The sequence below is a fragment of the Aquabacterium soli genome (assembly GCF_003933735.1).
Taxonomy (GTDB): Bacteria; Pseudomonadota; Gammaproteobacteria; order Burkholderiales; family Burkholderiaceae_C; genus Aquabacterium; species Aquabacterium soli.
This window is the reverse complement of sequence record NZ_RSED01000019.1, coordinates 27,272-41,039: the sequence shown is the minus strand read 5'-3', so window position 1 is coordinate 41,039 and position 13,768 is coordinate 27,272. Positions and strand designations below refer to the sequence as shown.

The following is a 13,768-nucleotide window of genomic DNA, read 5'->3' as shown; positions in this document are numbered from 1 at the left end:
TGAAAACCGGACGATCATCGCAGCGCCCCCACCACAACCAGGAGCGCTCGATGGATTACGTAGACGGATTCGTTCTGGCCGTGCCCACGGCCAACCGCGAGGCCTACCGCCAGATGGCGGACAAGGCCGCCCATGTGTTCAAGGCCCAAGGGGCGCTCAGCGTGGTCGAGTGCTGGGCCGATGACGTGCCCGATGGCAAGGTCACGTCCTTCCCGATGGCCGTGCAGCGCAAGGACGACGAGGCTGTGGTCTTTTCATGGATCACCTGGCCCTCGAAAGAAGTGCGCGACAAGGGCATGAAGGCCGCGATGGAGGATCCCGCCCTGGATCCGGCGCACAACCCCATGGTGTTTGACGGGCAACGGATGATCTATGGCGGCTTTCAAGCCATCGTCCAGCTCTGAAAACGTGTGGCGGGCCACTTATACTGTCGGCCTGCTGCTTGGGAAGCGTGGCCGAGCGGTTTAAGGCACCGGTCTTGAAAACCGGCGAGGGTTTGCGCCCTCCGTGAGTTCGAATCTCACCGCTTCCGCCAAGCCTCTGAAAAGAGGTTCAAGGTGTGCAGACCAAAACCCCTGTCTTTGGACGGAGCCCAGCGCATGCCGTTGCGCGCTCCATGAACGGTGCATGACAACATGTCGTGTTGCCTGACCCTGCTGCCAAAGCAGCCATGACGCGGTGGTTATGGTGATCCTGTTTTCGTACACGACAAGGATCACCCCATGCGCCTGCCTCTGATCGCCCCCGAGGATCTATCCCCCGAACAACGGCCTCTGTACGAGGACATGCGTCGCGGCATCTCCAGCAACTTCAACGCCTTCATTGCGCAGCGTGAGGACGGTGCGCTGATGGGGCCGTGGAACCCGTGGCTGCATGAGCCGGTCATCGGCAAGGCCGTGTGGGACCTCACGCTCGCGATGACCGCCAAGGCGGTGCTGCCTGACCCGGTGCGGCAGGTGGTCATCCTGGTGGTGGGGGCGCGCTACAAGGCCGCCTACGAAATCTACGCGCACATCGCAGTGGCAGAGCGCGAGGGGATGACGCCCCAGCGGCTGGCCACGCTCACGGCCGAACTCAAGCCGGACGACCTGAGCGAGCAGGAAAGCGTGGCCTATGACGTGGCCTTCGCCTTGAGCCGGGGCGGTGTCCTGCCAGAGCCGCTGTACCGGCTTGGCGTGTCCACGTTCGGCCAGCACGGCATGAATGAGCTGATCTACCTGATTGGCCTGTACGCGCTGGTGTCGGTCACGCTCAATGGGTTCAACGTGCCGGTGCCCGAGCGGGATTGAGCGGGGCCTCGGCCCCTTTGCCTGTGAGGCTCATGGCGCCTTGTCTGGGCCGCATGCCAGGTAGACGGCCGTGTCCAGCACCGTCCGGACCTTGCGGGCCAACTCGTCCAGGGTGTAGGGTTTTCTCAACACCTCGAACTCGCTGTTGTCGCTGAGGTGGGCGTTCTCACCACCCGCATAGCCGGTGGTGAGCAGCACTCGGATGTCAGGACGAAGCTGTCGGATCTCTCGAGCCAGCATGAAACCGTTGATGCCGCCGGGCATGATGATGTCGGAGAACAGCAGGTCAGCAAGCCCCATGTTGCCGGGCTGCTGGAACCAGGCCAAGGCCTCCACGCCACTGCCGGCCACCACGGTCCGGTAGCCCAGGGATTCGAGCATGTCCCGGGCTAGGTGGGCCACTTCGGGGCGGTCGTCCACCACCATGATCATTTCCTGGCCGCCATGGCGCCCGGTGGGTTTCATGACTTCCCGAAGCCTCGGGGCGTCTTCCGTCACCGGAAAGTACATGCGCACGGTCGTGCCTTGCCCCACCTCGGAATAGATCGATGCCTGGCCACTGGATTGCTTGGCAAAGCCATAGACCATCGACAGGCCCAGGCCTGTGCCCTTGCCCTCTTCCTTGGTGGTGAAGAAGGGGTCCATGACCCGGTCGATGATGTCCGCCGGAATGCCCACGCCGTTGTCGGTGATGGACACGGCCACGTACCGGCCCGGCCGCAGGCCGGAAAAGGCGCTGAGGTCTTCCGGGGTGACGGACACCGTCTTGGTCTCGATCACCACCTTGCCGCCTTCCGGCAGGGCGTCTCGTGCGTTGACCAGGATGTTCAGCAGTGACATCTCCAACTGGCTGGGATCGACGCGGCAGTTGGGAAGGTCGGGGGCCAGCACGGTCTGCAGTGTGATGCCCGGCCCCAGGGTCTCGCGAACCAGGTCCGTGATGCCGGTGGTCACCGCATTGAGGTTGACAGGGCGCCCCTCCAGGTGCTGTTTGCGTGAGAAAGCCAGCAACTGCTGCGTCAGGGTGGCGGCCTTCACCACGGCATTGCGCGCCGCCTGGACACTTCTCTTGGCCAGGGCGGGATTGATCTCATCGCGCTCGAAGTTCATGCGCAGGATGTCCAGATGCCCCGAAATCACCTGCAGCAGGTTGTTGAAATCGTGGGAGATCCCACCCGTCAACTGCCCCAGGGCTTCCATGCGTTGCGCGCGCGACAAGGCCAGTTCGGCATCGCGCCGGCGGCTGACATCGAGCTGAGAAGCAAAGAAATAGACCAGATTCTGGTGCTCGTCATACACCGGCGAGACGAACAAGGCGTTCCAGAACGTGGAGCCATCCTTGCGGTAGTTGAGGATCTCAGTCGTCACCTCGCGCCGATCTTCGATGGCTTCACGGATCTCGGCGATGGTGTCGGGATTGGTCTCCGGGCCCTGCAGGAATCGGCAGTTGTGCCCCTGCACCTCTTCAGCTGAGTAGCCGGTCATCGACATGAAGGCCCGGTTGGCGAACACGATCGGGTTGTCCGGCTGGCGCGGATCGGTGACCAGCATGGGCATGCGCGTGGTTTCGATCGCTGCGAAGAAGATGTCGGATTTGTGATCCTGGATCGCGCTGGTGCCCGCGTCAGCGGAATGCACGCCGGGGGCGTCAGAGCCTGTGATGGCCGGTTTTTCTGAAGACGGCTGCATGTGATGGGGTTCGATGGGGCGTCAAGCCACGAAAGTCACAACGACAGCACGGTCTGCATGCGGCGCCCGCCAAGCAGTTGGCGCTGTCGTTGCGCTTTTCTCCGCTGGTGCTTGAGGGAGCACCCGTTATGCCAGGACCCATGTGTGGTCCTTGCCAAGAGAAAGGGCCCCGAAGGGCCCCTGAAGGAATGGGCTCGATCAGGCGCGCGAGCGGCGGCGTGCAATGGTGCCCACGACACCCAGGCCAGCCAGCATCAAGGCCAGCGACTCGGGCTCCGGCACAGCGGCCACGGTCGTGGCAAAGCCGCCGTAGGCAGCGAACGTGGCCACGGTGGGGGTGGCCACGAACGACAGGGTGTAAGCACCATCAGCCAGGTTATTGAAGGAGAACGACTGGGGGGTCGTCAGTGTGGGGGTGATGGTGGCCGAGTAGGAGGTGGGGCCGCTCAGCGTGACCAGGATGGACGACTCGTCGGTGGCCTTGAGGCTGCCGAACAGATTGGACAGGTCGGTTGCCGAATCCAGCGTGAAGGCGTAGCTGAAGGTGACCGTGCCGAACTGGGTGCCGTAGCCGGTGATTTCAGCGTAGCTGGGGTTCAGGCCCAGATTGCCCACAGGGGCTGCGATGGCGCTGATGGAACCAACAGCCATCAGGGCAGCGGCTGCGAGTTGGCGGACAGAAAATTTCATGGATGTTCCTTGGCAGGTTGTGTGATGAAAGCCGGGCAATATGCCCACCCCATGTCTTCATGGCAGCTGATGCCGCTCTTGTGTTCAATCCGACATGGGCCGTTCAGTCAGCAACTACGCCTCTGGGGACACCTGTCTGTTTCAAAAGTGTAGAAGTGTTGCCCCCACCGGAGAATCCCGTACGCGGGGTCCGAAACGGCCTACACGCTGTAGGCGCTGCCTTACGCGCGTGCTTTTGGCCCTGGTCCTGCGCAGCGGAATTCACGCTGTGCCCACGCGTTGTATCCTCATGTGTGATTTGTTTTTGGGCGCTCCAGCCCGCAGGATTTGAAGCATGGAACTGAATTTCAAAGGCCGTGTGGCCATCGTGACCGGCGCTGGTGGTGGTCTGGGCCGCGAGCACGCCTTGGCTCTGGCCAAGCGTGGTGCCAAGGTGCTGGTCAACGACATCGACCGGGGTGACGGGCAGCCATCGCCGGCGCAGAAGGTGGTCGACGAGATCACGGCCACCGGTGGCGAGGCCATCGCCTTTGCCTGCTCCGTGACGGACCTGGTCCAGGTGCAGGCCATGGTCGACAAGGCCCGCGATGCCTGGGGGCGCGTGGACATCCTGATCAACAACGCCGGCATCCTGCGCGACAAGTCTTTCGCCAAGATGGAGCTGGACGATTTCCGCCTGGTCCTGGAAGTGCACCTGATGGGCGCCGTCAACTGCACCAAGGCCGTGTGGCCCTTGATGACCGAGCAGAAGTACGGCCGCGTCGTGATGACGACCTCGTCGTCCGGCCTGTTCGGCAACTTCGGCCAGTCCAACTACGGTGCCGCGAAGATGGCTCTGGTGGGACTGATGCAGACGCTGTCGCTGGAAGGTGCGCGCAGCGACATCCGCGTGAACTGCCTGGCCCCCACGGCTGCCACGCAGATGACGGAAGGCCTGCTGCCGCCGGCCATGCTGGAGTTGCTCAAGCCCGAGGCCGTCACGCCCGCGATGCTGGTGCTGGCACATGAATCGGCGCCCAACCGCACCATCCTGAACGCTGGCGCGGGCACCTTCGCGGCGTCACACATCACGCTCACACACGGCCTGCACCTGGGCCTGGGCGACGATGTACCGGAGCGCCTGGCCGAGCAACTCGCCACCGTGACGGCGCGCGAGGGCGACAAGGTGCCGGGCAGCGGGGCAGAGCAGGGCGGCAACGAGATCGCCCAGGCCACAGCGGCCATCCAATCCCGCGGCGCTTGATGTCAATGCCTTCGCCGGTCAATTGAATGATCGGCGTGGCCGGGTTGAGGGGTGCGCGCCACTGCCCCTCCAGGGCCCATGGGGATGTCCGGTAAGGCGAGTGGTTTCCCACGAAGAATCGCGCCGGCGTGTCTGCACGAAGCAGCCATGTCCGACGAGCCATTCATTCAATGTGAAGACCCCTCATGCCCCTCATCCCTGCTTGCTTGACGACGCTGGCGAAGCGCGACGCCTTGCGCGTGGCCATCCCGGGCGTTCTGTTGTCCGTCTGCTTGGTGGGCAACGCACTTGCACACACGGTTGGCGCGACGGTGCACACCGATGCAGGCACGCTGCAAGGCGCTGCCACATCGGCCGGTACCCGCTTTCTGGGGGTGCCTTTTGCGGCGCCGCCAGTGGGTGAACTGCGCTGGCGAGCGCCTCAGCCGGTGGCTGCTTGGAGCGGTGTACGACCGGCCCAGGCAGCCAGCCCCACGTGCATGCAGGATCCCAGGATCCCGCCCGCAGGCATCGGCAACAACAGCGAGGATTGCCTTTATCTCAATGTGCATGTGCCTCCCCAGGCCAGCATGGCCAAGCCCTTGCCCGTGATGGTGTGGGTTCACGGCGGCGCGTTCATCAACGGCGCGGGCTCTCAGTACGACGGGGGCACGCTGGCGCGGGAAGCGGGCGTGGTGGTGGTGACGGTCAACTACCGCCTGGGCATCTTCGGCGCGCTGGCGCTGGAGTCGCTGGCGGCCGAGGACAAGGCCGCCAACTACGCCTTGCAGGATCAGCAAGCCGCGCTGCGCTGGGTCCAGCGCAACATCGCCGGGTTCGGCGGTGATGCGAGCCGGGTCACGCTGTTCGGTGAATCGGCGGGCGGCACCAGTGTCTGCAACCAGTTGCTGTCGCCAACGGCCAAGGGGCTGTTCCACCGCGCCATCATCCAGAGCGGCACCTGCCCGTCGGTGCAGCCCACGCGAGCGCAGGCCCTGGCCGTGGGCAATGCGTATGCCGAGAAGCTGGGCTGCGCGGCCGGCCCGGGCCAACTGGCTTGCCTGCGTGGCCAGTCCGCGGCGACGGCCTTGCTGGCGTCTCCGGCCATCGATGCGGCCAACGCGGCCTCTCTGGCGCAGTTCAGCCCCCATGTCGACGGCGTGGTGCTGCCTGAGCAGGCGCGCCAGGCCTTTCGCCACGGGCGCTTTCACCGCATGCCGGTGCTGCTGGGCAACAACGCGGACGAGGGCACCTTGTTCATCGCACTGGCATTCGAGTTGAAGCGGGGCTCTCCGATGACCGAGGCCGAGTTCAAGGCGATGGTGCAGGGCAGTGGCGGTGATGCGTCGCCCGTGGCGGCCCTGGCCAGTGCCATCGTCTTGAATGCCTACAGCCCCAGCCGCTATGGTTCGCCCAATCTGTCGGCTGCGGCCTTGCTGGGGGACAGCCTCTTCGCCTGCCCGACCCAGGCGCTGGCGCGCACGCTGTCGGACCACGTGCCCACCTATGCCTACGAGTTTCAGGAGAAGGACACGCCAGCCTTCGTCAGCGATCCCTTCATGCCCTGGGGGGCCTTCCACGCTGCCGAGTTGCCATTCGTGTTCGGCACGCGCATCGTGACCACGATCCCCAGCCCGGATCCGCGCGAGGTGTCCACGCCGGCACAACGTGCCTTGTCGGCCCAGATGATGGCCTATTGGGGACGCTTCGCGGCCACGGGCCAGCCCGGGGTGCCAGGTCAGAAGGCCTGGCCGCGCTTCAACCGGCTGTTGCAGGCCACGCAGACACTGAAATCCCAAGGCATCGGCACGGAGCTACTGGGCGCGACTTACCTGCGGCACCAATGCCTGCTGTGGGACACGGTGGCGGTGCTGGGCACGGGCTTGTAGAGCTTTCAGCCGGCCAGCCGATGGGGGCTCCACAAGGTCGTCAAGGCGGCCTTGCGCCAGGCCACCAGGTCCAGCGGCCCATGCATGCTGGCACCCAGGTTGCGCAGCACGCCATCGTGCAGGCCGTAGATCAGGCCATGCACCGACACCGGTTGGCCCCGTTGCCAGGCGGAGCGCACCACCTCCAGCCGGCTGAAGTTGCATACCTGCTCGATCACGTTGATCTCGGCCAGGCGGTTGGCCTGGCTTGTCTCGTCGGGCTCGAGCGCCAGCCGCCGGCCGTGGATGTGGCGGATGTCCTCCAGGTAGCGCAGCCAGTAGTCTGCCAGGCCCACGCGCAACTCCCGCAGGGCCGCCTGCACGCCGCCGCAACCATAGTGGCCGACCACCATCACGTGCTGAACCTTGAGCACGTCGATGGCGTACTGGATCACCGACAGGCAGTTCAGGTCGGTGTGCACGATCAGGTTCGCGATGTTGCGGTGCACGAAGACCTCGCCCGGTGCCAGGCCGACGATCTCGTTGGCCGGCACCCGGCTGTCGGAACAGCCGATCCAGAGGTAGCGAGGCGTCTGCTGACCGGCCAGCCGGCTGAAGAAGGCGGGGTCCTGCTGCTGCATGGCCTGCGACCAGCGCTTGTTGTTGCCCAGCAGTAGATCGATGTCGTCCATGGCCTTGTCATCCTTTGGCGTGCCTCGGCCCGCATGTTGCGGCCTGCGGATGCGGTCTGTCTTGGAACAACTGGTCGTCGGTATGATCCGCTGACGGAGTACAGGAGACTGGCATGGGTACCGGAGCAAACCGGTTGATGTTCGACAGCGACATCGTGTTCTACGCGGGCCTTCTGGGCAGACCGCGCACGCGGGTGCTGGGCGCCTGGACGCTGTACGCGCCTGAATCGGGCTGCATGCAGATCACCGTGGGCGACGCGGCCCCTGTCAGCGTGCCGGCCTGGGTGGTGCCACCTTATGTGCCCCACAGCCTGCGCACGGCCGACCAGCGGATCCAGTGTGTGCTGGTCGAGCCCGATTTCATCGATGTGACGCAGCTGCCAGACGTTCTGGGCCTGTGGGAGCCCGCCTTCGATGGCCATGCGTGGGGCGCGCGACTGGCGGCCCTGTCTGGGGATGCCCCATCCCTGGAGGCCGCGCTGTTCGGCATGGCCTTGCCTCGGCGCCGTGTGGATCCGCGCATTGCCGGCGTGATCGAACGCATCCGCCATGATCCTTCAAGCCTCCTCACGGCCGATGAGTGCGCGGCGGCCTGTGCAATCTCTGCCTCCCGCTTCATCCACCTGTTCAAGGGCGAATGCCAGACGCCGTTTCGCAGCTTTCGCACCTGGAAGCGGGCGCGCAGCCTGCTGAACGCCGTGGACAGCCAGGCCACGCTCACCCAGATCGCACTGGACCTGGGTTACAGCGATTCGGCCTATTTCAGCAATTCGATCCGTTACTTCACGGGTTTGCGGCCCCGGGACATCCTGGCCGGATCGCGCGCACTGGTGGTGGACCGGCGCTGAGCGGGCGCGGGCAAAGGCGCGTCAGCCCTTTCACGGGCTCAGCAGGTTTGCACAAGCGCAGCGGCGGGCCAGAGGTTACTGTGGCGCCTGCAACCCCATGGCTTGAAAGGCCCGCATGACCTCCCTCAAAGACAAGACACTGTTCATCACGGGTGCCAGCCGTGGCATCGGCAAGGAGATCGCGCTGCGCGCCGCCAGGGATGGCGCCAACATCGTCATCGCCGCCAAGACGGCAGAGCCTGATCCGCGCCTGCCCGGCACCATCTTCAGTGCGGCGCAGGAGATCGAGGCCGCAGGTGGCCGTGCACTCCCGCTGCAGCTGGACATCCGCGACGCGGATGCCGTGGCCGCGGCCGTGGACAAAGCGGCCAGCCATTTCGGTGGCATCGACATCCTGGTCAACAACGCCAGCGCCATCAGCATCACGCGCACGACAGACACGCCGGCCAAGCGCTACGACCTGATGATGGACATCAACATGCGGGGCACCTTCGTGTGCTCGCAGGCCTGCATCCCGCACCTCAAGCGCGCTGCCAATCCGCACATCCTGGTGCTGTCACCGCCCATCAACCTCAACCCGAAGTGGCTGGGCGCGCACCCGGCGTATACGGCATCCAAGTACGGCATGAGTCTGCTGGCACTGGGCATGGCCGAGGAGCTGCGTGGCGACGGCATCGCGGTGAACTGCCTGTGGCCGAAGACGATCATCGCCACGTCGGCCCTGAAAGTGGCGCAGGCCGGCCTGGGCGAGATGGGTCGCCTGCCCAAGATCATGGCCGATGCGGCCCATGACATCCTGACTTCCGAGGCGCGCAGCCGCAGCGGCCACACCTTTGTCGATGAAGAGGTGCTGCGTGCCCGTGGCTTGACAGACTTCAGTGCTTACCTGGTCACCCCCGGCGCGACGCCGATCATCGACCTGTTCCTCGATGAGGCGTGAGCGTGAGGTGCTTGCGGGTTCACCGGTGGCAGAGCACCGCCCGGCCCTGGTGCGGGGCCGACGGTGCCTTCGGGCTCACTGAGCTGGCGCTGCGAAGCTTTCCAGCGTGGCGCCGGAGGCCAGGGCGTTCCTGAGCCACAGAGGGCGGGGGCCGCGGCCGGACCAGACGTTGCCGGCGTCGTCGCGGAACTTGGGCGCGCTGGCAACGCTGGCCTTGCGGCCGCGCTTGGCGGCTTTGGCTGCCTTGGCCTTGCGCGGTGCAGCCTTGCCGGTGGTGGTGCGGCCGGTCTTGCCCAGGCCGAGGTCCTTGGCGGTCAGGCCATACACCTCGATGGCCTTCTTGATGCGGGCGACGACGTCGGACTTTTCTCGGTCCTTGAGCTTGGCTGCCTGGCTTTGCAGCTGTTCAATCTCAGCCATGAGTTCGATGTAGGTCTTGGCCATGTCGGTATGGGTCGTTTGTCGATGGGTATAAAGAGCTTGCGCTCACGACCTCCGCTGCAATCTTCTTATTGATCTTTGCGCGGACTATACCCCTGATGGCCGAAGGGCACTGTTCATGACTCGATCGCGCCTGGCGGTGCGGGTTCCGCCACATGCGCTGAAAACCCCGTGCGACCGGGCGCCACGTCGTCGTGCAATATCAGGTATGGGATCTGGCATTGGCCGCTGTTCTGAGCGCGGAATCCAATGGTGGGTGATGTCCACAGCGTGTCCAGGCCTTGAAAGACGATGCGCCGTGCGGGACTCGATCAGAGGCTCATCGCGATCTTGCAGTGATCAATCCAGGAAAGAAAACAGCCCATCTGGCCTAGGACCTGACGGGCTGTGGTTCGGACGTGCACACCGCGCGTCCTGAGTGGGCGAGATGATTGCCAACCCTGTTCTCTCGCGGAGGAGAGCACCGCCTCACCGGCGGCCAGGCATGCTTGGCAGATCCATCCTGCCAGTTGGCCATGCGGCCCAACGCTACCTGGGATGACCACCGAGATCCGGTGTGTCCTGTGGACTGACGAAGAACTCGTCGAACATCCACGCTTGCAGTGTGGCCCTGATCAATCGTTTTGTGGTGCCCTCGTGGCATGCTTCGCAAGTGATGCCGTGAAACATGCACGCACTTTGCGTTTGAAACGCATGTGTGATCTCGGTGGGAGATGTTTGGCTGGAAATGGAATGAACGAACTGCTGACCTGCGCTCAGATGGCACAAGCCGACGCATGGGCCATGGCCCATGGCGTGCCTGAAACTCAACTGATGGAGCAAGCGGGCAGGGCTGTAGCCGATGCCATCCGGGCGCGATGGAGCATCCGGCCCGTGGTGGTGCTGTGTGGGCCGGGCAACAACGGCGGCGATGGCCATGTGGTAGCCCGTCTGCTGGCTGAAGCCGGCTGGCCTGTGCGCGTGGCTGTGCTTGAGCCCGCAAGCCCGTTGAAAGGCGCTGCCCTTCACCATGCGCGCCTTTGGCAGGCGCTGCCGGGCGCGGTGACAGAGTCTCTTGCCGCGTCGGTGCTCGATGGGGCTGCGATCGTGGTGGACGCGCTGTTCGGCGCCGGTCTGGCAAGGCCGCTGGAGCCCGGCGTGTCGGCGCTGATGGGCGAAGCCGTGACCCGTGGCATGGCGTTGGTTGGGGTGGATGTTCCATCCGGCGTTCAAGGCGATACGGGCCAGTCGTGGGGAGCCGTGCCCGCGCAACTCACCGTCACATTCTTTCGCAAGAAACCCGCGCATGTGCTGATGCCGGGACGTGCCTTGTGCGGTGAGGTGGTCGTGGGCGACATTGGCATCGCTCCCCAGGCCCTTGAGGATGTGCCCGTGCAGACATGGGAGAACTCACCCGCTTTGTGGAAAGGCCTGTGGTCAGCCCCGGCCGCGACCACCCACAAGTACCGCCGCGGCCATGTGGTGGTGCTGGGTGGTGCCCGGATGGTGGGTGCAGCCCGCTTGGCGGCGAGGGCGGCTGGGCGCATCGGTGCCGGCATGACCACCTTGGCCGTGCCTTCGTCAAGTTGGGTGGTCTATGCCAGCCAGGTGATGTCGACCATGGCACAGCCCTTGTCGGACGACAGTGCGCAGGCCTTGCTGGCGGACTGGACCGACTTGCTGACGCCGCCGCGGTGGGCCGCAGCCGTGTTGGGGCCCGGTGCGCTGGCAGGTCTGCCTGCACCGGCCGATGCCGCTCTGAGGTCTTTGGTGCTGGCCGCTCTGCAGGCCCCGGGGGCACGACCTCTGGTGCTCGATGCAGATGCGCTGATGGCGTTCGAGGGATGCCCTGAGGCACTGTTCGTTGCGATTCAGCAGGCCGCCCGGCCTGTGGTCCTCACCCCGCATGAGGGCGAGTTCGTGCGCCTGTTCGGCGAGGGTGAAGGGGACAAGCTGGCGCGAACCCGCGACGCGGCAGGGCGCAGTGCTGCCGTGGTGCTGCACAAGGGGGCGGACACCGTGATCGCGGCACCGGATGGTCGAGTGGCGATCAATACAGGCGCGCCAGCCTGGTTGGCCACGGCAGGCGCGGGCGATGTGCTGGCCGGGATGATCGGTGGTTTGCTGGCCCAAGGCCTGCCGGCCTGGGAGGCCACGTGTGCGGCGGCCTGGGTGCATGGGGCCTGTGCACAAGCTTTCGGGCCGGGCCTGTTGGCCGAAGATCTGCCCGAGCAGGTCCCTGCGGTACTCAGGGCGTTGTGGTCCGAACCTTGAGGGTCAGCCGATGCAGGTTCGGTTCTTCCCGGTGCGTTTGGCTTCGTAGAGCGCCACATCGGCGCGGTCCAGCGCCTGCTCGATGGCTTCGCCTTCACGGTACTGGGTGACACCGGCCGAGAAAGTGATGAAGACCTTGGTGGTGTCCTGCGTGAAGAACTCCGAACTGAGCTGGCGTTGCAGGCGCGTGAGCACCTGCTGGCCCTCGTCGACCTCGGTGTTGGGCATCATCACCACGAACTCTTCGCCGCCGTAGCGCGCCAGCGCGTCGCTGGGGCGCAGGGTTTCGCTGACACGGCGCGAGAGGAACTTCAGGGCTTCATCACCCGTGTGGTGCCCCAGGGTGTCGTTGAGCTTCTTGAAGTTGTCGACATCCAGCAGCCCGATGGCCAGCGACTGCCCCTGGCGCTCCACGCGTGAGCGTTCGCTCTCGAAGATGCGCATCAGCCCGCGCCGGTTGGCGATCTGGGTGAGCGGGTCTGTTGAGACTTCATCCGACAGTTTGCGGATCTCGTCCTCCAGATCGCGCACGCGCTGGGTGAGCTCGGTGGCCCGGGCGTGCTCGCTGTGCAGCCGTTCCTGGGTCTGTGCGATCGCGCCATGCACGTTGCGGCTTTCTGCGACCATCTCGCGCACGACACCCGTCAGACTCTCGAGCGTGTCGGCCTGCCCAATGGTGTCGGCGTAGCGGCTCAGGTTGTCCTGGAAGCGGCCGGTGGCCTGGCCCAGTTCGCCGATCTCGCTGAGCATCTGGTAGATCAGCTGCTTGAGTGCCTGGCGCGCGGCTTCGCGCTCCTGCTTGAGCAGTTGCTGGCGCTGGCGGGCATCTTCCAGCAGTTGCTGGATGCGGCGCGCACCACGGCTGGTCAGGCCTTCGTCGAGTTCGGCGCGCATGGCGTCGCTTTGGCCCCGGGCCCAGCTGTCGTCCTCGGCCAGGTCGACAAGGCTGTCGGTCAGCGAGCGGCACAGATCGACCAACTGGTCCATCAGGTGGTGGCGGTGCTCGATCACGCGTCGCGCCTGGTCACAGGCGTCGCGGAGTTCGCCTTGCAGTGCTTGCGGGGCAGTGGCGGCAAGGTCATTGCTCTGATTCAACGCCCGTGCCACGGCTTGCTCGAGCGCGGAGCGGGCATCCACAGCCTGGGTGTCGGCCGGTGGCAGGGCTGTGTAGAGCGTGTCGGCCAGCTGGGTGCCGATCCAGCCCTGGTCCAGGGCCTGAGCCTGTGCCTGTGCCTGTGCCTGTGCCTGGAGGCTGTCGTGGTTCGAGGTTGGTTCGGCGGCGGAGTGCTCCGGTTGATTCTTCGGTGCGTCAGTGCTGCCCGGGGCGGCTTCAGGGTCTGTGGCTTGCAGCGCCGCGGTCGTGCTGCCGGCGTCTTCGGGGCGATCGCTGTCCCACGCCAGTGCCAGTTGCTGGAGCCGCTGGAGCAGCCGCGCGGATGATTGTTTGCTGCCGGCCAGCACCCGCTGCAGGCTGTCTTTGCGGCGGGCGGCCGTCCACTGCTTGTTGCTGCGCTCCAGGCCGCGAGCGATGCGCCCGATCAAATCGGACCACGCCGGGCCATCCTCGGTGTCCAGTGCCACAGGCGCGGTGTCGGGGCCAGAGGGGGGCGAGGGCTCGGCGGGTGTGGGTTCTGCCACTGGCCAACCCAGCGCGGCTGACTCGGCCGCATAGGCCGCGCGAAAGTTCTCAGGCGTGGGCTCCTGCCGCTCAAGGGCCAGGCGCCGCAGGGCGGCCTTCGCGAGCTGTGCGGGGGCAGGAGGCGTTGCGGTGTCAGGGGCTGAGGGCTGGGTGCTCATGAGGTGATCCGGGTGCTGGGCACCGCCGTGTGAGCGCCT

12 protein-coding genes and 1 tRNA gene are annotated in these 13,768 nt (G+C 65.5%); 8 read left to right on the top strand and 5 right to left on the bottom strand.

Annotated elements, in window-relative coordinates; all coding sequences use genetic code 11:
- Positions 1-50: 50 nt before the first annotated feature.
- The 3 genes from EIP75_RS19110 (at position 51) to EIP75_RS19100 (ending at position 1,289) form a co-directional block, all read left to right on the top strand.
- Positions 51-404 (top strand): DUF1428 domain-containing protein, encoded by a 354-nt coding sequence (locus EIP75_RS19110; protein WP_125244889.1) that lies wholly within the window; start codon positions 51-53, stop codon positions 402-404.
- Positions 405-445: 41 nt separating this feature from the next.
- Positions 446-535: transfer RNA gene (locus EIP75_RS19105), tRNA-Ser, on the top strand.
- Positions 536-722: 187 nt separating this feature from the next.
- Positions 723-1,289: a carboxymuconolactone decarboxylase family protein gene (locus tag EIP75_RS19100; RefSeq protein ID WP_125244888.1), complete on the top strand. Its 567-nt coding sequence runs from the start codon at positions 723-725 to the stop codon at positions 1,287-1,289.
- A 30-nt stretch (positions 1,290-1,319) separates the two neighbouring features.
- Here the strand turns inward: EIP75_RS19100 and EIP75_RS19095 are convergent, their stop codons facing one another.
- Both EIP75_RS19095 and EIP75_RS19090 read right to left on the bottom strand, forming a co-directional pair.
- Complete coding sequence (locus EIP75_RS19095; RefSeq protein WP_125244887.1) at positions 1,320-2,978, bottom strand: histidine kinase famiy protein; 1,659 nt, start codon at positions 2,976-2,978, stop codon at positions 1,320-1,322.
- A 198-nt stretch (positions 2,979-3,176) separates the two neighbouring features.
- A complete protein-coding gene (locus EIP75_RS19090) occupies positions 3,177-3,668 on the bottom strand; it encodes an FxDxF family PEP-CTERM protein (protein WP_125244886.1) in 492 nt (163 codons plus the stop codon).
- Between the two features lie 334 nt (positions 3,669-4,002).
- Here EIP75_RS19090 and EIP75_RS19085 point away from each other — a divergent pair, with 334 nt between their 5' ends.
- Positions 4,003-4,911 (top strand): SDR family NAD(P)-dependent oxidoreductase, encoded by a 909-nt coding sequence (locus EIP75_RS19085; protein ID WP_125244885.1) that lies wholly within the window; start codon positions 4,003-4,005, stop codon positions 4,909-4,911.
- Positions 4,912-5,096: 185 nt separating this feature from the next.
- Positions 5,097-6,779: a carboxylesterase/lipase family protein gene (locus tag EIP75_RS19080; protein ID WP_125244884.1), complete on the top strand. Its 1,683-nt coding sequence runs from the start codon at positions 5,097-5,099 to the stop codon at positions 6,777-6,779.
- Between the two features lie 5 nt (positions 6,780-6,784).
- On the opposite strand, the gene can is transcribed toward EIP75_RS19080, so the two are convergent.
- Complete coding sequence (gene can, locus EIP75_RS19075; protein ID WP_125244883.1) at positions 6,785-7,450, bottom strand: carbonate dehydratase; 666 nt, start codon at positions 7,448-7,450, stop codon at positions 6,785-6,787.
- A 113-nt stretch (positions 7,451-7,563) separates the two neighbouring features.
- Between can and EIP75_RS19070 the strand changes: the two genes are divergently transcribed.
- Both EIP75_RS19070 and EIP75_RS19065 read left to right on the top strand, forming a co-directional pair.
- The gene (locus tag EIP75_RS19070; protein WP_125244882.1) at positions 7,564-8,298 is read left to right on the top strand and encodes a helix-turn-helix domain-containing protein; all 735 of its coding nucleotides are present in this window, start codon (positions 7,564-7,566) and stop codon (positions 8,296-8,298) included.
- Positions 8,299-8,413: 115 nt separating this feature from the next.
- Positions 8,414-9,238, top strand: coding sequence for an SDR family oxidoreductase (locus EIP75_RS19065; RefSeq protein ID WP_125244881.1), 825 nt, complete (start codon positions 8,414-8,416; stop codon positions 9,236-9,238).
- A 75-nt stretch (positions 9,239-9,313) separates the two neighbouring features.
- Here the strand turns inward: EIP75_RS19065 and EIP75_RS19060 are convergent, their stop codons facing one another.
- On the bottom strand, positions 9,314-9,682 hold the full coding sequence (locus tag EIP75_RS19060) for an H-NS histone family protein (RefSeq protein WP_125244880.1): 369 nt from the start codon (positions 9,680-9,682) through the stop codon (positions 9,314-9,316).
- 729 nt (positions 9,683-10,411) lie between these two features.
- Here EIP75_RS19060 and EIP75_RS19055 point away from each other — a divergent pair.
- Positions 10,412-11,932 (top strand): NAD(P)H-hydrate dehydratase, encoded by a 1,521-nt coding sequence (locus tag EIP75_RS19055; protein ID WP_125244879.1) that lies wholly within the window; start codon positions 10,412-10,414, stop codon positions 11,930-11,932.
- A 3-nt stretch (positions 11,933-11,935) separates the two neighbouring features.
- Here EIP75_RS19055 and EIP75_RS19050 read toward each other — a convergent pair whose 3' ends face one another.
- Entirely contained in the window at positions 11,936-13,729 is a 1,794-nt protein-coding gene (locus EIP75_RS19050) for a GGDEF domain-containing protein (protein WP_125244878.1), read from the bottom strand.
- Between the last annotated feature and the right edge of the window lie 39 nt (positions 13,730-13,768).